Below are 18,366 nucleotides of genomic sequence, written 5' to 3'. Positions count from 1 at the left end.
CATTCTGTAATATTTTGAAACATTATGGGATTAAGGTTGGTATTTGGCTCTGTTTTTTGGCATCATCAATGAGATAAATAATGAATATCATTTTATTATATTGTTCCGACAATTCACGGCTGTTGACTAGGCGTGAATTGTCAATAGTGCTAGAATGATGGTTTTACTAAATTACATTTTTAAGCTTGTCTTTAATCGTTGGTTACTATGTCTGTAATCATTAGTTTTTAATGTCAATGTACCCTTAGATTATGATCATTCCATGATTTTTTGAGGGTAAAACGTTATTTTTTATCTCCATTTACTTTATTCCAATTTATTCCAACCATGGCAATTATTATGAATGACGATACCCATTTGAATACGGATCACCTTACGACAGAAAAAGAGCAGTTTGAACAAGCTGCCTTGCATTACCATGAATTCCCACGCCCGGGTAAAATCTCAGTTACGCCTATTAAGCAGCTGGCTAACCAGCGTGATTTAGCGCTTGCCTACTCACCTGGTGTAGCGGTTCCTTGTCTTGAAATTGAAAGAGACCCGACGCTAGCAGCTAAATATACGGCTCGTAGCAACTTGGTCGGTGTCATCACTAACGGTACTGCGGTACTGGGTCTAGGTAATATTGGTCCATTGGCATCAAAACCTGTTATGGAAGGTAAAGGCGTTTTATTCAAAAAATTCGCAGGTATCGATGTTTTTGATCTCGAAATTGCACAAAACGATCCAGATAAATTCATCGAAGCAGTCGCCTCTCTTGAGCCTACTTTTGGTGGTATTAACCTAGAAGACATCAAAGCACCAGAATGTTTCAAAATTGAGCGTGAATTGCGTAAGCGCATGAACATTCCGGTATTCCATGATGACCAACATGGTACATCAATCATTGTTGCTGCAGCGATGCTCAACGCATTGTTGATTACTGGCAAAAAAATCGAAGAAATTAAAGTGGTTTGTTCGGGTGCCGGTGCTGCTGCTATTTCTTGTTTAGACATCATTTGCGCACTTGGTGTGAATAAAAACAATATCTTTGTTTCAGATTCACGCGGTATCATCACCACCATTCGTGAAAATCTTGACGAAACCAAACAGCGCTATGCACGTGAGACGACTGCGACCACTATCGAAGAAGTCATGGACGATGTCGATATGTTCTTGGGCTTATCTATGCCTGGTACATTGTCTGAAGATATGGTTCGCCGTATGGCCAAAGACCCTATCGTCTTTGCACTTGCCAACCCAACACCTGAAATCATGCCAGAATTGGCACATGCGGTACGTCCAGACGTCATCATGGCAACTGGTCGTTCAGACTATCCAAACCAAGTAAACAACGCGCTATGCTTCCCGTATATCTTCCGTGGTGCACTAGATGTTGGTGCGACCACTGTCAACGAAGAGATGAAAGTGGCTTGCGTAAAAGCAATCGCTGCGATGGCACACGTTGAAGCAACGCCAACTGCAAGCGTTAGAAACATCGAAAAAATGCAAAGCTTTGGTCGCGATTACTTAATTCCAGGACCTCTAGAGCCAAATCTAATCATTGAAATTGCTTCTGCGGTTGCTCAAGCTGCGATGGATTCAGGCGTTGCCACGCTACCTATCGATGACATGCAAGCCTATCGTCAGCGTCTGTCTGAGTTTGTCTATAACTCTGCATTCGTGATGAAGCCAATCTTTGCTCGTGCCAAATCTGATCCAAAACGTATTGTTTACTGTGAAGGTGAAGACAACAATATCTTGCTCGCTGTGCAAGTGGTTGTTGATGAGAAACTGGCCAAGCCTATTTTGGTTGGTCGTCCTTCAGTCATTGCAGCCAATATCGAAAAACTGGGCTTGCGTCTAAAAGATGGCGAGAACATTACGATCGTCAACGTTGATGATGATCCTCGCTACAAAGACTACTGGCAGGGCTACTACGAGCAAAACAAACGTCGCGGTGTCAGTATTGAGCTTGCGCGCCGTGACGTTCGTCGCAAGACCACATTGATTGGCTCATTATTGGTTGAAAACGGTGCGGCAGATGGCATGGTATGCGGTACGTTTGGCCATTACCAGTTGCATCTAAAATACGTTGAAAGCGTCATTGGCAAAAAAGAAGGCATGAACGATTTCTATGCTATGAATGCGGTACTCATGCAAGATCGTAATATTTTCATCGCGGATACCTATATCCACGAAGATCCAACGGCTGAACAGTTGGCTGAAATGACTGTCTTGGCAGTTGACCAATTACGTCGTTTTGGTATTACACCACGTGTCGCGCTAGTGTCTCATTCTAACTTTGGTGCATCAAACCGTACCAGCGCTGTCAAAATGCGTAAGGTATACCAGATACTGACAGATATGAATGTAGACTTTGAGTTTGATGGCGAGATGCAAGGTGATGCGGCTCTAAATGAGCATATTCGTCTAAACGATATGCCATCAAGTCCGTTAAAAGGTGCAGCGAACTTGCTCATCTTACCAACACTTGATGCGTCGAATATTGCCTTCAACCTGCTCAAAACAGCAACTGGCAGTGCTTCTATTGGCCCTATTTTATTAGGTACCAATAAGCCAGTACACATCATGACACCATCAGCGACTGCACGTGGTATCGTCAACATGACTGCACTGACAGTGACTGAAGCTCAAGACTTAGAAAGCGAAAAATAGTCATATATGATATGCAATATGATTAAGACGGGTTCTATCATCCACTGACAGAACCCGTCTGCTATACTAAAACCAGTCAATGCGACTTATAAAGCATTGGCTGTTTTTTTTGATCAATAAAAACTGAGCTGATGGTGCTTTAATCAATACAGCGATGATAAGTACAATGACATTTTGCTAAATAAACAGAGGCTTTTATGCAAATATACCTTGTGGGCGGAGCGGTTCGCGATCGACTCCTAAAGCGTCCTATCAAAGACAAAGACTTTGTGGTCGTTGGTGCAACCGTTGCAGAGATGATCGATGCAGGGTTTCAACAAGTAGGCGCTGATTTCCCTGTGTTTTTGCATCCTAGCAGTCATGAAGAGTACGCACTGGCACGTACGGAACGAAAGCAAGGATTAGGCTATCAAGGCTTCAGCGTACATGCCACTCCTGATGTGAGCTTAGAAGACGATTTGCAACGTCGTGATTTGACAATCAATGCCATGGCGATAGAGGTTACCAGTCTAAATGATGACACCCCTATCAATGGTAACGTCATTGACTATTATGGTGGACTGGCTGATATAAAAAGCAAGACCTTGCGCCATGTATCAGGTGCATTCAGTGAAGACCCACTACGGGTGCTGCGAACGGCTCGTTTCTATAGTCGTTACTATGATTTAGGGTTCAGTATCGCAGAGGATACCTTGAACTTAATGCGCCAATTGGTTGGCTCTGGAGAGCTCAGTCATCTAAGTAGCGAACGCATTTGGCAAGAGTCCAGCCGTGCGACTATGCAGCTATCGCCTCAAGTCTACTGGCAGCAGCTATTCGAAATCGGCGCACTCACAGAGTATTTTGCGCCTTTGCATCATGCTTGGGACAATGCTCATATACGAGAAACGGTGCAGACGGCGCTATATTTCGCAGGGCAAATGCAGCTTAATTTGTCACAGCGTTGGGCACTGCTAATGAGCAGCCTTAATCCATCTCTATTTACCTCAGAGCCTACAGATGAAAACGCTAACGCAGCAGCTAATCTAAAAGAAATTAATAACATAGGTAATATCGCTAAAGTACCAAAAGCACATACCCAATTTGCCAACTTATTCGTGCAACAAGCAGAGAAAATAAGTGCTATAAATAGTCTTAGTGCTGCTGAAAAAATCGACCTCATACAAACTTGCGGTGCTCATAAAGAGCCTGATAAACTCTCGCAATTACTCGTATGCAGTCATGTCCTACAACTGGCAGCGCAACACCGTCAGATGATGATAGCGTTAAATAGCTTTCATGCTATCGGCATGACAGATATAGCACCAGACCTCAAAGGCCCAGCTATTGGTGCGGCATTGCGACAAGCCAGAATTGAGCACTTGCAAGTACAGAACTCACATAAAAAACATTAGAGAGCAGATAGTATCTTCACTATGAATCAAACCATCAACGCCCTCCAATCAGAAAATATCAATGCCAAAGCGCCAGTGATGCTCGTCACAGGAAGTGCTAAGCGTATTGGCGCAGCGATTATTAAAGCCGCTCACAGCCAAGGCTACCGAGTCATTATTCATTGTCATCATAGTGAATCAGAAGCCCAAATATTGGCCACACAGCTGAATAGTCTGCGTGCGGATAGCGCAGCGCTTATCATCGCCGATTTAGCCGTCGTCGATGATAACAACGCTTTGAGTACACTCGTCAAAAATATTGTAGAGACCTTTGGCCAGCTCGATGTATTGGTACACAATGCTTCACGCTTTTACCCTAGCCCACTTGGCAGTATTAATCACGCACAGTGGGACGAGCTATTTTTGACCAATGCCAAAGCGCCTTTATTATTGAGCCAAGCACTATTTCCTTATCTTAAAAATCAGCAAGGTTGTATTATCAGCCTTCTGGATATTCACGCGCATGATAAACCGTTTAGCAATTATACTGTCTACAATATGGCAAAAGCGGCTCATCGTATGATGGTACAGTCTTTAGCACTTGAGATGGCACCAGAGGTACGGGTCAATGGCGTCGCACCTGGCGTCAATATCTTACCTGACGCTAATAGCGACCAAGCATTGGATCATGATCAGCAACGAAGTATCATCGGCTCAATCCCTATGCAGCGCATAGGTCGACCTGATGAAATTGCCCATAGCGTGCTATATCTTGTGCAGGCTCATTACCTCACTGGTGAGATTATTACTGTTGATGGTGGTCGCAGTCTAACCCTAGCTGGTGGTCAAGTTTAATAGAAAATGGCACTTCATGAAAAATATCTTGATAATGGCCTATTTTTTGCTTGAAAAATTCAAAAAATCAGGTATCATTGTCCGTCTAGCGTTAGGGCCCATAGCTCAGTTGGTTAGAGCAGAGGACTCATAATCCTTTGGTCGTAGGTTCAAGTCCTACTGGGCCCACCAAATTCAAACCCTTACAGTCATTGACTTGTGAGGGTTTTTTATTGTCTAGAATTCATAAAAATATAAAATCGATACAGCTCATGTCAGATAACAATTTATCTAGGGGCTATTTATCTATGGACTATCCTAGATAAACTGTTCAGTTCCTTTTTAACCCACCGTTTTGGCTGATGTAATTGACGTTTTGGATTACTGTCGTTAAAACGCCATTCACATTCCTTTAAAAATAGATGGAAATGCTCTTTTAGCATGTCATTATATTTACGCACATGTCTCTGGCTTGGCCTCTTCGACAGTGCTGAACGTATTTTTCTAAATAGTGCTGAATATATTTTTCTGAATATAATTACCTTACAAACTCGAAAGCAGAACACTTGTTTCGCTATTAAGAATGCCGTCAATCTCTCTGACTTCACGCAGTACTTCATCAAATTCTCTTAAGCTCGTCGTGTGTATCTCTCCAACCAAATCCCACGCCCCATTGGTCGTATGTAGCTTAATCAGTTGCGGTATACCTCGTAACTTCCTAATCACTTGTGACGTAGATTTTCCGGTCACTTCAATCATCATCATCGCTTTGACGGTTTCTTTATCTAGTGCTTCATGCACTCGAATCGTAAATCCTAAAATAGCGCCGTTATGCATCAGTCTGTCCAATCTGTTTTGGACAGTGGCACGAGAGACTTTGAGTTTTTTGGCAAGGTTTGAGATGGTTGCTCGACCATCTTGTCGCAGTTCAGATATCAGTTCGCTATCTAAAGAGTCATAAGTGTAATACGCCATAAAAATGCTTCCTTCATTGAATTTTGACATTATGCTAAGTAACACTTAACAATATGTCAAAAATACGTCCATATTTAGTAAGTTATTGACATTTTAACTGACAATTATAATTGGTAGCATATTAATTGTCGGTTCAACAAACAATATTCATGAAAAGGAACAGCATTAATGTCTAAATTTATCGTATCACCCAAGGAAGGCGTGCCATTCGTTAGTGTACAAGCGATGGCTAAAATGATTCATGATTATGGCGTTGAGCAATGCATTACAGATCTAGTGGATGCTTTAGAGCAAGATTATCTTCGTTGGGATCAATTTGAAAAATCTTCTCGCTTTGCTTCGCATTCAAAAGACGGTGTCATCGAGTTGATGCCAGTCAGCGATGGAGAGATGTTTGCTTGCAAATATGTCAATGGTCATCCGATTAATACCACACGAAATCTACAGACCGTAGCGGCGATGGGTATCTTGTCTGATGTCGAAAATGGCTATCCTATTTTACTGACAGAGATGTGTATCCTGACGGCATTACGTACGGCTGCCACATCAGCTATGTTGGCCAAACATTGTGCGCCAAAAGGCGTTACAAAACTGGCGCTAATAGGAAACGGTGCTCAGTCTGAGTTTCAAGCCTTGGGTATGAAAGCCATCATGGGTATCTCAGAAGTTCGTTTGTATGATATTGATCCAGCGGCATCACAGAAAACGGCTGATAATCTTGCAGACTCAGGTTTGAAAATCATTGTTTGTCGCACGTTAGAAGAAGCTGTTTTAGGTGCAGAGATCATTACCACCTGTACGGCTGACAAAACCAATGCCACTATTTTACGGGACGATATAATCACAAAAGGTGTTTATATCAATGCGATAGGCGGTGATTGTCCTGGTAAAACAGAACTGGATAGCAATATATTGATGCGAGCAGATCATGTGATTGTAGAGTTTGAGCCTCAGACACGCGTTGAGGGAGAGATTCAAAATCTATCAAGCGACTTCCCTGTTACTGAGTTTCATCGCATCCTGAAAGGTGAAGTGCAGGCTCGAACCTCAGCGGATGATCTCATCGTATTTGATGGCGTTGGTTTTGCATCAGAAGACTTTACGGCATTGGTCTTTTTACGCGACTTGATCAAAAAGCAGGGCGGGTATGAGATTTTAGATCTGATACCTCAGCAAGCTGACCCTAAAAACTTATATTCGGTAGTGAAGGACCATAGCAAAGATCATAGCCTAGTGACGAATGAAGCCGAACCTGTGGCTATGTCGTAAGTAATTGATACTACAAAACGATAAGTATCTCTCATTTTGTGTAGTGTTTAAAACTAACATTATTTTTTAAGTTTTTTCTATATTTAGTATGGCTCTTGAACAGTTATGGATATGTTTATTTTTTAAATGTACCTGCTAATTTTCAAGAGCTTTACTATATAAAAATGAATTTAATTTAAATGATGTAAAAATTATTTTATCTAATAGAGACAAAATCATGACTGATATGATGAAAAACATAAGAATAGTAGAAGTTTATTCAGATATTGCAGGCTATAAAAAAGGGGCTTCTCTAGGCATTGATGCATTAAAAGCGTCATCAAAAGAACTCAATGCAGATTATTTTGAAAAATTGCAATTCGATAGTATTGAGGATGATAGCAACAGTGAGGGGGAATCACAATTTGCGCATGCAAAATACGCTGATGTGATTGAACCGATTATCTCTAAGTTAGCACATAAAATAAAAGATATAAGAAATGAGAATAAATTCCCCATTGTCTTAGCTGGAGATCATTCTAGCTGTGCAGGAACGATGCATGGCCTAAAAATGGCGCATCCTGATGCTGAAATTGGTGTGGTCTATATAGATGCACATGCTGATTTTCATTCACCCTATACCAGTGGATCAGGCAATATGCATGGCATGCCTTTGGCCATGGCGTGTGCCATTGACAATCTAGAATGCCAGCGCAATGAGCTCTCTGAAAAAGAAAAAGAGTATTGGGAAAAATTGAAATTTATGGCATCTGATGAACCCTCAATCAAACCAGAAAATGTGGTCTTTTGTGCTGTCAGAGATTATCAAGAAGAAGAGATGGATTTAATTAGAAGACATAAAATCCCTTTATATAGCGTTGCTGAGATAACTCAAAAAGGTATCAGTTCCACAGTAGAGGAAATCTTTAAGAAGCTAGAATATTGTGATCATATTTATGTCTCATTTGATGTTGATAGCGTTGACCCTTTGTATGTACCAGGAACCGGTACGCCTGCAATGAATGGTCTGTCATACGAACAAGCAATGCAACTTAACATAGAGTTAATCAAGAATAAGAAAGTATGCTGTTGGGAGATGGCAGAAATCAATCCTTTGTACAACAATTCAAAAGATGACTCAACTAGAATATTTAAAATTTTAGAAAAAGTGACGCAGTCTCTTTTAAAGAATTACTAATATTAAATATTTAAAATGAGTTAAAGCATCTAGCCTAAATATATTTATTGAAAATATTTTTTAGGTTAGTTATAAAATGGACTGCGAGTAACAATAATATGGACATTATTAAATCTAGTTCTTCAAGTCAAGATGTTAGCAATATTAGTATCAGACAGTTTTTAAAATTCTTTATACCCTCTATAATAGGTCTGTTGCTATTCGTATTTCCAATTCCCTATGTAGATGGTAAATTTGTGTCATATGCAGAAGGATTTACCATTCCTATCTCTGTGTTAAAGGATTATATACAGGGTTATATGGGCAGCCTTTTGCCACTGTTTGTTGTAATCTCTATTATGATTACACTGTGCTGTACGCTATATACTAAGGTCATGAAGCCTTCATTGATTCTAAACAATGCATTTTTAAACAACTTACTGAACGTCACAACACCTTGGCTTATTATTAGAATGCTTGGTGCATTTTTTGTTGTCGTTACTTATTTTAAATTTGGGTTTGAGGCAATATATTCAGATAGTATCGGGGGATTGATATTATATGAGTTAATGCCAATACTTTTTATCGTGTTTTTCTTAGCTGGATTATTGCTACCACTACTGCTTGATTTTGGCTTATTAGAGTTCTTTGGTGTTTTATTAAGTAAAGTGATGAGACCTTTATTTGGTTTGCCCGGTAGGTCCTCTGTAGATTGTCTGACATCATGGTTGGGTGATGGCACTATTGGCGTATTATTAACTGATAAACAATTGGAAGGCGGATTTTATACCAAAAAAGAAGCAGCCGTTATTGCGACAAGCTTTTCAGCAGTCTCGATTACATTCTGTTTGGTTGTCATCTCTCAAGTTAAACTAGAAAGCTATTTTCTTAATATGATTGGGGTGGTTGCTTTATGCGGGATTGTTTGTGCTTTAATCGTACCAAGACTATTACCTTTATCTAGAATTGAAGATACGTATGTAGTAGAAAATAGTGATAGAGATCATGAAACCATCCCTGAAGGGAAAACGTTATTTACCCACAGCTTACATAAAGCGGTTCACAAAGCAGAAAAGAGTCCAAGCTTTTCTACTTTCTTAAATGATGGGTTAAAGAATATTTTAGATATGTGGATCGGAATATTACCCGTCGTTATGGCAATCGGGACGATGGGCTTAATCGTTGCAGAAGAAACCCCTGTATTTGATTATTTAGGTATGCCGTTTATCCCGTTCTTAGAGTTATTAAATATACCTTTTGCAGCAGAAATGTCAAAAACCATTATGGTAGGTTTTGCCGATATGTTTTTGCCTGCGATTATCGGATCTTCAATAGAATCAGAGTTAACTCGGTTTGTCATCGCTTGCTTGTCAGTCTCTCAATTGATCTATATGTCGGAAGTGGGTGGATTGATTCTAGGAACCAAAATTCCAGTGAGCTTTTTTCAGTTATTGATAATCTTTCTATTAAGAACCATCATCTCATTACCGATTATTGCATTATGTGCGCACATGATTTTTTAATAATATTAAATTGCAATTTTTGCTTTGCAAGAGGGTTTTCTGAAAGCCAGACTCACCAATCCTGAAAAAAATCAGCAAAAAAAACCACCTATTAAGGTGGTTTTTTGCTATTAACATCAGGCTACTGACAAGAATTGTTTTGCAAAGCCAGCTACCTTCTCCGGCATAACAGGCTCATCAACTCCCTTTTTTATTCAGTATTGTACTTAGATAATATGCCTGATATTAGGGTTTGTTATATCTAATTTATAACACTAGAAAGAAGTACGACGATAGTTACGGTATTCAGGTAACCAAAAATTCGCTTTTAACCGGCGTTGTAAGTTCTCCGATGTGATAGGTAGTGCCAGCTTATCTTGAGCCGCCTGCAATGCCACTGCATACGCTATTTTTTCACTGATCTCTCTAATAACTCTAATCGGAGGTAGGATCGCACCAGGTGCTTTTTCGTATTCCATAGATATATCTGCAAGGGCTTGGCTTGCCGCCGTTAGCATATTATCGCTGATACCTGTCGCACGTGCTGCCAAAACACCTAGACCAATACCGGGGAAAATATAGCTGTTATTACACTGAGAAACCTCAAAAGACTGACCGTTATAAGTGGTATGAGGAAACGGACTACCCGTTGCAACAATTGCCTTACCTTTACTCCAATTCATGACTTCTTGCGGCGTCGCTTCAACACGAGAAGTTGGATTTGAAAGTGGTAGTACAATTGGGTGTTCAGTATTAGCACATAGCGATTCGATTACCTCTTGGGTGAACAGACCTTTTTGTCCGCTAACACCGAATAATACGGTGATTTTTGCTTGTTTAACCACTTGCGCTAAGCCGAGTTTCTTACTTTTATCCCAGCTTGCAACAGCTGATTCTTTTTGTACTAACGGTTCTTGGAATTTTTGTAGCTCTGTCATACCATCTGTCAATAAACCATAGCGATCAACCATAAATACTTGACTACGAGCTTGCTCTTCAGTCAATCCTTCACGCTGCATTTGGCGAATAATATGCTCAGCAATACCACAACCAGCAGATCCTGCGCCTAAAAATGCGATATTCTGTTGGCTAAGTTTTTGACCTTTATTTAGACACGCTGCAATCAAAGTACCAACTGATACCGCAGCAGTCCCTTGAATATCATCATTAAAGCAGCATAGCTGATCACGATATTTATTCAATAATGGGGTCGCGTTTTCCTGAGCAAAATCTTCAAATTGCAATAACACTTCTGGCCAACGGCGCTTAACGGCTTGAATAAATAAGTCCACAAATTCATTATATTCATCGCCAGAAATGCGCGGATTTCTCCAGCCCATATACATAGGATCGTCAAGCAACTGTTGGTTATTGGTACCGACATCCAGCAAAATAGGTAGACAGTAAGCTGGGCTAATACCACCACAAGCCGTGTATAAAGACAACTTACCGATTGGAATGCCCATACCGCCAATACCCTGATCCCCTAGGCCCAATATACGTTCACCGTCAGTAACAACGATCACTTTGACATTTTGTTTGGTGGCGTTTTGTAGCATATCATCGATTTTGTGACGCTCAGGATATGAGATAAACAAACCACGTTTACGACGATAAATTTGCGAGAATTTTTCACACGCCTGACCAACGGTTGGGGTATAAATGAGCGGCATGACTTCCTCGATATGCTGCTCAATGAGATGATGAAATAAGGTTTCATTGGTATCTTGTATATTACGCAAGTAAATATGCTTATCCATAGCGTCAGTGAATGAGCTCAGTTGATGATAAGCACGTAATGATTGCTCCTCAATCGTTTCAATATTATGAGGTAATAATCCAGTTAAATTAAAGCTACTACGTTCTTCTGATGAAAAAGCACTCCCTTTATTCAGTAAAGGAGTTTCTAAAAGAGCAGGGCCAGCAACGGGAATATATAAAGGACGCTTGTTTGACATAATGTAATCTTCTTATTAAAGGCATATGAGTGAAAGCCATACTAAGTGAAAGCTATGCTAGTGCTGCATTATACATAGCATCGACTGGTATTTAACAATAGATAACAAAATCATTTTGAATAAGTGTGGCTCTAAGCTTGATAACACTGATACATTTACCGAGAAATAATATCGTTTTCTATGGATTTGCATGAAAGAAGTCAAATGCCAAGTCAACAATAACAAAGCATATGAAAAAAAATTCCATCTAAACAGAGCATATGGCATGGTAATGGTTTCTATATGTAGGTCGCGCCTTATATAAGCTTAACTATCTAAGACAGACTTAATTTAAACCACATAAAAAAGAAAGCCAGCGAGCGGCTGGCTTTCTTGATGCTTTGAACTGAACATTTATCTATTATTGCTAACTATTGATAGATATTGCTCATGCACTCTTAACCTTTTAAAAACCCTACTGATACCGATAGCGTGCAGAACGCGCATGCGCATCTAAATCCTCTCGTTGAGCTAATATATCAGCAGTTTTAGCTAACGGCTTACTACCACTTTCACTACAGTAAATAATAGATGATTTCTTCTGGAAGTCGTAGACACCAAGCGGTGAAGAAAATCTTGCCGTTCCTGATGTTGGCAACACATGGTTAGGACCTGCACAGTAGTCACCAATAGCCTCAGGTGTATGACGACCCATAAAGATAGCACCCGCATGACGAATGTCATTGAGTAGTGCATCTGGATCATTAACAGACAACTCTAAATGCTCAGGTGCCACACGATTGATAACAGCCATGCCCTCACTACGGTCTTTCACTAACACTAGTGCGCCACGATGTTTTAGAGAGTCTCGGGCAATATCGGCTTTTGGCAGATTATTTAACGCTTTTTCAATCTCGATTGCCACTGCTGCAAGCTGCTTAGGGCAGGTTGTCACAAAGATAGCTTGAGCCACACGGTCATGCTCCGCTTGCGACAATAAATCCATCGCTAACCAATCAGCACAGTCATCTGCTTCACCTTCCGCATACACGAGCACTTCTGATGGCCCAGCAATCATATCGATACCAACTTGCCCGAATACTGCACGCTTTGCAGCGGCCACAAACTTATTCCCAGGACCCGTAATTTTATCTACTTGCGGGATAGTCTCTGTACCATACGCCAATGCTGCAACTGCTTGCGCTCCGCCTATCGTAAATACTCGATCGACTTCTGCTAAATGAGCCGCTGCTAAAACCAGTTGATTGAGTACACCCTTGGGTGCTGGTACCACCATAATCACTTCTTTGACACCAGCTACCTTCGCAGGTATAGCATTCATCAAGACTGATGAGGGATAAGAAGCCAGACCACCCGGTACGTAAATACCAACTCGATCAAGTGGTGTGACCTTTTGCCCTAGTCGATTGCCCAGCTCATCCTCATATTGCCACGTTTCTTGTACTTGGCGTTGATGAAAGTCTTTTACTCTTGTTGTCGCCGTGGTCAATGCAGTCTTTGCTTCATCGTCTAATGTAGCAAACGCTTCAGCCAAAGATTCTTTAGACAACTCAAGCTCATGGATTGATGTGGTTGGATGTTGATCGAACTTCTGAGTTAGTGCCAGTACGATGCTATCACCATCGAGTCTAACTTGAGCAATGATGTCATCTACTGTCTTTAGTAAGTTGGCATCGTTGACAGTTTCGAAGGCAAGCAAAGTAGCTAGCTGCTGCTCAAAATCTGTGTCTTGGGTACTTAACTGGCGCATAAGTCTAATCCTTAATATTTGTAATTGATGTTGATAACTGATTGAACAAAACGACCTCAGCTCTAAAAAATTAAACTAGACTGATAGATTCTCTTTGGTGTCTAACCTCTATTTAAATCACTTTGAGCGTAAAAGATGTAGTAACTTTCGACCTACTCTAACGACTCGATCATCAGACAACGAAAAGCCGTATTAGCAAATGCGAATACGACCTTTCTGTTAACTCAAAGTAAAACTGACACTAAGGCATCAGCTTCACTTTTGGATAAACCATATTGGCAGGAGATAAGACAAAGTCCAAAGTCTCTTTATTCATTAGCTTTTCACCTAAAACAATGTCGTAAACACTGCCGCCCGTTTCTTGTGCTTTTTTAGCCACATAAGAAGAAGACTCATAACCTAGGTGTGGATTCAGTGCGGTGACCAAGCCTATATTATTAAATACCTCAACACGGCAAGCCTCATTATTCATCATAAGACCATCAATACAACGAGTCGCAAAAACCTCACAGACATTTGACAACATGCTCATGCCCGTAAATAAATTGAATGCCATAACGGGTTCGAATACGTTCAGCTGTAACTGACCACTTTCAGAGGCCATAGCGATAGCATTGTCTACCCCCATCACATGAAAGCAAGCTTGATTCACAACTTCTGGGATTACTGGATTTACCTTACCCGGCATAATCGAGCTACCAGGCTGCATTTCTGGCAGACGGTATTGAGCCAGACCTGCCCGCGGGCCAGACGTCTGTAAGCGCAAATCATTGGCGATTTTCGATAAGCGTGCAGCGAGTAAGCGTAAGTTGCCGGACAACGCCACATAAGGACTTGTGTCTTGCGTGGCTTCAATCAAATCTTCGGCGATGTAATAAGGTCTGCCTGTAAGCTCTTCTAGTGTTTGTGCACAGAGCTCTGAATAGCCAACGGGTGCGTTTAATCCTGTACCAATCGCTGTACCACCCATATTAATTTCGTGAAATAACACACGACTAGATTCTATACGAGCCATCTCTTTTTTGATCATCGTTGCAAAAGCATTGAATTCTTGACCGGCAGTCATAGGCACTGCATCTTGTAGATGTGTCCGACCCATTTTTAATTCATCAGCAAGCTCAATACTTTTATTTATGAAGCTGTCGTGTAGCACCTTCATTTTTTGTAACAAGCGCGTACAGTAATCATCCAAAGCGACTTTCATCGCCGTAGGATAGACATCGTTAGTCGATTGTGAAAGATTGACATTATTATTTGGGTGGACGTGCTGATAGTCGCCTTTCTGATAGCCTAAGATTTCCAACGCTCTATTGGCGATGACTTCATTGGCATTCATATTGGTTGAAGTACCTGCACCGCCTTGAAACATATCGACGATAAACTGGTCATGATATTTGTTATCGATCACATCATCACAGGCAGCGACGATAGCGTCTTTGATACGTTCATCGAGCACATCAACTTTATTATTAGCGATTGCCGCGGCTTTTTTTACGGTAGCCAGCGCTCTAACAAACGTAGAAAACTGATGCAAGCGTACACCACTAACGGTGAAGTTTTCGAAAGCACGTAAAGTTTGGATACCATAGTAGGCATCGGCTGGAACGTCACGATAGCCAATTAGATCATGCTCTTGGCGAGTAGCAGTATTCATCGGGTAAAACTCCTTTTTATAGAACCCTGATTAATGATAATGTGCTTATGTTGTCATTCCTGTTGGAATGGCAATTGATAGCGTTACTTGGTTAAAGAAATCGTTGCGGCAGAGACGATATTGCTTTTTATACTGCTATCAGCATAACGAGCCCTGCGGCAAATCAATCTATGTTGCTTATGTCTCATCCATGTGTGACATAAATAAAAATACTTTAAAAACGTGAAAATCGGTAAGGTGTTGGGTCAATTAAAGGTGTGTCACTTTGCATGACCATATCGGCAGCAAGTTGACCTGCAGCAGGCGAAGTACCAAACCCATGACCTGAAAATCCAGTCGCAATAGTCAAACCTGGTATTTTATCAATACGATCTATCACAGGGTTAGAATCTGGCGTTATATCAATCACACCAGCCCATTGTGTTTCAATCTCTGCATGCTCAAAACCTGACCAAGATGCACGTAGATTTTCTAAGGCATTGCCCGTCAGTACTTCATTTGACAATGGATTCATGGCTCGAACTTTTTCAAAGGGCGATACACTGTCCTCTTTCCATTTTCGTGCTAGACGTAAATCATCCCAAAAGTATTTACCTAAGCCAATTTTTAAGAATTTATGCTGTCCCTTGAGCGCAGGTAAAAACTTTAACCCTAGCAACAAATGGTCTATGGTTAATGGCGCATCTAACTTCCCTCTTTGCGAAATAATATAACCACCATCTCTATGCTTTCTGAATGAAAAATCTGGGGCGCCTACAGAGGGGTCAAATTTAATATCCATTGGCTTGGTTTTCAACACCGAGCATATCGTTGGTAATGTCGGCAAATTGACGCCCAAATTTCCTAAGAATCTACGCGACCAAATCCCGCCCGCCAACAACACTTCTTGGCAAAGAATCTCACCTTGTTCAGTAATGACGCCAGACACACGCCCGCCTTTGGTGGCCAGCGTTCTGACAGCACAGTTTTCGATAATGACAGCGCCTTTGGCAATGGCGGCATTGGCAATAGCACTCGATGCCAATGTCGGCTCTGCACGCCCATCAGATGCCGTATAAATCCCGCCCGCCCATTTGCCGCGACCGTTTGGCACGAGCTGGTCAATCTGCTTGGCCGTGACCATACGCGAATCAAGATTTAATGACTGTGTAGAGTTATGCCAACTCTCATACCCTGCTATTTCGGCAGGTGTTCTGCCAATAAACAAGATACCAGACTGACTATATCCCACATCAGCGCCTACTCTTTTGGACATCTCTGCCCACAACTTGTCAGAGGCTAGCGCCAAAGGCACATCATCAGAAAGACGATTGGTTTTTCGAATCCATCCCAAATTACGAGAGGACTGCTCACCCGCGATTCTTCCTTTTTCTAGTACCACGACAGGTACATTGCGTTCAGCAAGTGTTAAGGCGGCGGTTAATCCAACAATACCGCCACCAATGATGACCACAGTAGTAGCATGCGGTAAATTGGTCGCAGGATTGATAATCGGTTTTATGATAGGTGCCATTGGAACCGTACTCCTTATGGCTTATGATTGGCCAATATTGATGGTAACTGTTTCTGCACTTGAGGCGCCTTTAAACGCAGTCACTTCTATCTCTACTTTGTAGATATCAGAACCCAGCGGTGGGCAGCTAACGGTAGTAGCAGGATCAACACCTCTAAACTTCTCGCCGACTATTTCCATAATGTCCATCGTATTTTTTGGATCTTGAATGAAAACACGAGACATCACCACATCTGCCAATGACGCATCCACTGCTTTTAGCGCCCGTTCAATATTGGCAAATACTTGCAGAGTTTGTTCCTTCAAATCGTCTGGAATTTCTTTGGTCTCAGGACAACGTCCCGCTGTGTTAGAAACAAAAATCCAATTATCTACACATACTAGGCGTGAATAACTGCTGTGCTCTTCTAGCGCTGAACCTGTCTTTAATTTAGTAATTTTCGTCATTGTCATTCTCTCAGTTGAATGTAGTTAAAACACAATTTATAACTTATCAAAAGTTATAACGCTGTCAGGCTACGTAAATAAGTTAATAGCCTGAAATAAATAAGCTGGGCTAGATAGCACTACTTAACATAGAACTGGGGTGTCCCATAAGTTAAGCTTCACACCAATACCTTTTTCAATCGCGTTGCGATATACGACGGTCGCCCACGCCACATCTTCGATAGGCAAGCCACCAACAGACAAGATAATAATCTCATCGTCATTTTGGCGTGCAGGTGCATCACCACTGATGATTTTGGCTAAATCTTCGATGTCTTCTTTTTTTAGAGCACCTTCATCAACCATATCCATGAACTTTACGCCAATGATTGGCACATAATTATGAGCAGGCTTATGGTCTGACTCCTCAAACCAAGCTTCGTATAATCCAGTACAATCTAAAACTTTTCTGACATCAGAGGTAGCAAGCGCATCATCAATATTACAAGCCGCTGGCATCGCCATGAATGCGCCAGGCTTTAACCATTCCTTTTTAATAATGGGATAAGTTGCCGCATCACCAACGACACTTGAAGCACAATAAGTCACGATATCCGAGCCACGAACTAAGTCCTCTAATTCATCGACGATTTGCACGTCGATCTGTGGATGCGCTGCAGTCACCCAGTCTATAAACTTGTTTAAACTTTTTTGGCCTCGGCCCTTAATTTTTAAGGTGTCAATTTGAGGACACGTCACAACCAACGCACTTAGTGCCGTTCTAGCCATGACTCCAGGTCCTAAGATTCCGACCACTTTGCTGTCTTTCTTAGCTAAGTATCTCGCACCTACACCAGAGATAGCCCCTGTACGATGCGCTGATAATAAGTTTGCTGACATCAAAGCCAAAGGCGCGCCAGTGTCAGTATCATTTAGCATAAAGGTGAGAATAGAGCGTGGCAGACCTTTACCTCTATTTTCTGTGTTTGAGCCGTACCATTTGACACCCGTTGTTTGAAAGCTACCGCCTAAGTAAGCAGGCATCGCCATAAACCGTCGATCAGCCGTATTTTTTGGCATATTAGGAAATGGAGATTCGTCAGGGAACATCATCATGGCGCCATGAGAATCATTATTAGGTCCAGCCATACGATAGTCACCGCTGTATAGCAGTTTGAACATATCGTCCATGGTATCTACGCACTGCGCCATGTCAGTCACGCCAGCCGCAATCATGTCTGGCTCTGATAAATAAATAAAATCAATCTTCGTATTGGCATATTCCGTTGTCATTTTAT

The 18,366-nt window shown here is 41.4% G+C and carries 13 protein-coding genes, 1 tRNA gene and 1 pseudogene; 7 read left to right on the top strand and 8 right to left on the bottom strand.

The features are described 5' to 3' along the window. Window positions 1-339: 339 nt before the first annotated feature. The 4 genes from I6E83_RS08940 to I6E83_RS08925 all read left to right on the top strand — a co-directional run bounded on the left by I6E83_RS08940 (window position 340) and on the right by I6E83_RS08925 (window position 5,057). Window positions 340-2,658 carry an NADP-dependent malic enzyme gene (locus I6E83_RS08940; protein WP_197101284.1) on the top strand — a complete coding sequence of 773 codons (2,319 nt, stop codon included), beginning with the start codon at window positions 340-342 and terminating at the stop codon, window positions 2,656-2,658. Between the two features lie 197 nt (window positions 2,659-2,855). After that, entirely contained in the window at window positions 2,856-4,052 is a 1,197-nt protein-coding gene (locus tag I6E83_RS08935) for a tRNA nucleotidyltransferase (protein ID WP_197101282.1), read from the top strand. Window positions 4,053-4,073: 21 nt separating this feature from the next. After that, window positions 4,074-4,886 (top strand): pteridine reductase, encoded by an 813-nt coding sequence (locus tag I6E83_RS08930; RefSeq protein WP_197101280.1) that lies wholly within the window; start codon window positions 4,074-4,076, stop codon window positions 4,884-4,886. Between the two features lie 94 nt (window positions 4,887-4,980). Beyond that, window positions 4,981-5,057 (top strand) — tRNA-Ile (locus I6E83_RS08925). Window positions 5,058-5,167: 110 nt separating this feature from the next. On the opposite strand, the pseudogene I6E83_RS14745 reads toward I6E83_RS08925, so the two are convergent. Together I6E83_RS14745 and I6E83_RS08920 are read right to left on the bottom strand one after the other, a co-directional pair. Then, window positions 5,168-5,338, bottom strand: a pseudogene (locus I6E83_RS14745) (IS1595 family transposase); the annotation flags it as partial. A 70-nt stretch (window positions 5,339-5,408) separates the two neighbouring features. Beyond that, window positions 5,409-5,840, bottom strand: a complete 432-nt coding sequence (locus I6E83_RS08920) for an Lrp/AsnC family transcriptional regulator (RefSeq protein WP_197101278.1) — start codon at window positions 5,838-5,840, stop codon at window positions 5,409-5,411. Between the two features lie 168 nt (window positions 5,841-6,008). Between I6E83_RS08920 and I6E83_RS08915 the strand changes: the two genes are divergently transcribed. The 3 genes from I6E83_RS08915 (at window position 6,009) to I6E83_RS08905 (ending at window position 9,788) form a co-directional block, all read left to right on the top strand. Beyond that, a complete protein-coding gene (locus tag I6E83_RS08915) occupies window positions 6,009-7,109 on the top strand; it encodes an ornithine cyclodeaminase (protein ID WP_197101276.1) in 1,101 nt (366 codons plus the stop codon). Between the two features lie 217 nt (window positions 7,110-7,326). Continuing rightward, window positions 7,327-8,286 carry an arginase gene (locus I6E83_RS08910; RefSeq protein ID WP_010199096.1) on the top strand — a complete coding sequence of 320 codons (960 nt, stop codon included), beginning with the start codon at window positions 7,327-7,329 and terminating at the stop codon, window positions 8,284-8,286. A gap of 98 nt (window positions 8,287-8,384) precedes the next feature. Continuing rightward, complete coding sequence (locus I6E83_RS08905) at window positions 8,385-9,788, top strand: YjiH family protein (protein ID WP_197101274.1); 1,404 nt, start codon at window positions 8,385-8,387, stop codon at window positions 9,786-9,788. Window positions 9,789-10,042: 254 nt separating this feature from the next. On the opposite strand, the gene I6E83_RS08900 is transcribed toward I6E83_RS08905, so the two are convergent. From I6E83_RS08900 to I6E83_RS08875, 6 genes are all read right to left on the bottom strand, one after another. Next, complete coding sequence (locus I6E83_RS08900) at window positions 10,043-11,725, bottom strand: NAD-dependent malic enzyme (RefSeq protein WP_197101272.1); 1,683 nt, start codon at window positions 11,723-11,725, stop codon at window positions 10,043-10,045. Window positions 11,726-12,179: 454 nt separating this feature from the next. Beyond that, a complete protein-coding gene (gene hisD / locus I6E83_RS08895; protein ID WP_197101270.1) occupies window positions 12,180-13,475 on the bottom strand; it encodes a histidinol dehydrogenase in 1,296 nt (431 codons plus the stop codon). A 241-nt stretch (window positions 13,476-13,716) separates the two neighbouring features. Beyond that, complete coding sequence (locus I6E83_RS08890; RefSeq protein ID WP_110924363.1) at window positions 13,717-15,129, bottom strand: aspartate ammonia-lyase; 1,413 nt, start codon at window positions 15,127-15,129, stop codon at window positions 13,717-13,719. A gap of 214 nt (window positions 15,130-15,343) precedes the next feature. Continuing rightward, window positions 15,344-16,642, bottom strand: coding sequence for an NAD(P)/FAD-dependent oxidoreductase (locus tag I6E83_RS08885; protein ID WP_197101268.1), 1,299 nt, complete (start codon window positions 16,640-16,642; stop codon window positions 15,344-15,346). 21 nt (window positions 16,643-16,663) lie between these two features. Continuing rightward, entirely contained in the window at window positions 16,664-17,089 is a 426-nt protein-coding gene (locus I6E83_RS08880; protein WP_110924361.1) for a RidA family protein, read from the bottom strand. Between the two features lie 123 nt (window positions 17,090-17,212). After that, window positions 17,213-18,361, bottom strand: a complete 1,149-nt coding sequence (locus I6E83_RS08875) for a tyramine oxidase subunit B (protein ID WP_110924360.1) — start codon at window positions 18,359-18,361, stop codon at window positions 17,213-17,215. Window positions 18,362-18,366 lie beyond the last annotated feature (5 nt).

This window comes from Psychrobacter sp. SZ93C1 (assembly GCF_015864635.1).
In the GTDB taxonomy this organism is placed as follows: Bacteria; Pseudomonadota; Gammaproteobacteria; order Pseudomonadales; family Moraxellaceae; genus Psychrobacter; species Psychrobacter fozii.
This window is presented reverse-complemented; position numbering and strand designations above follow the sequence as displayed.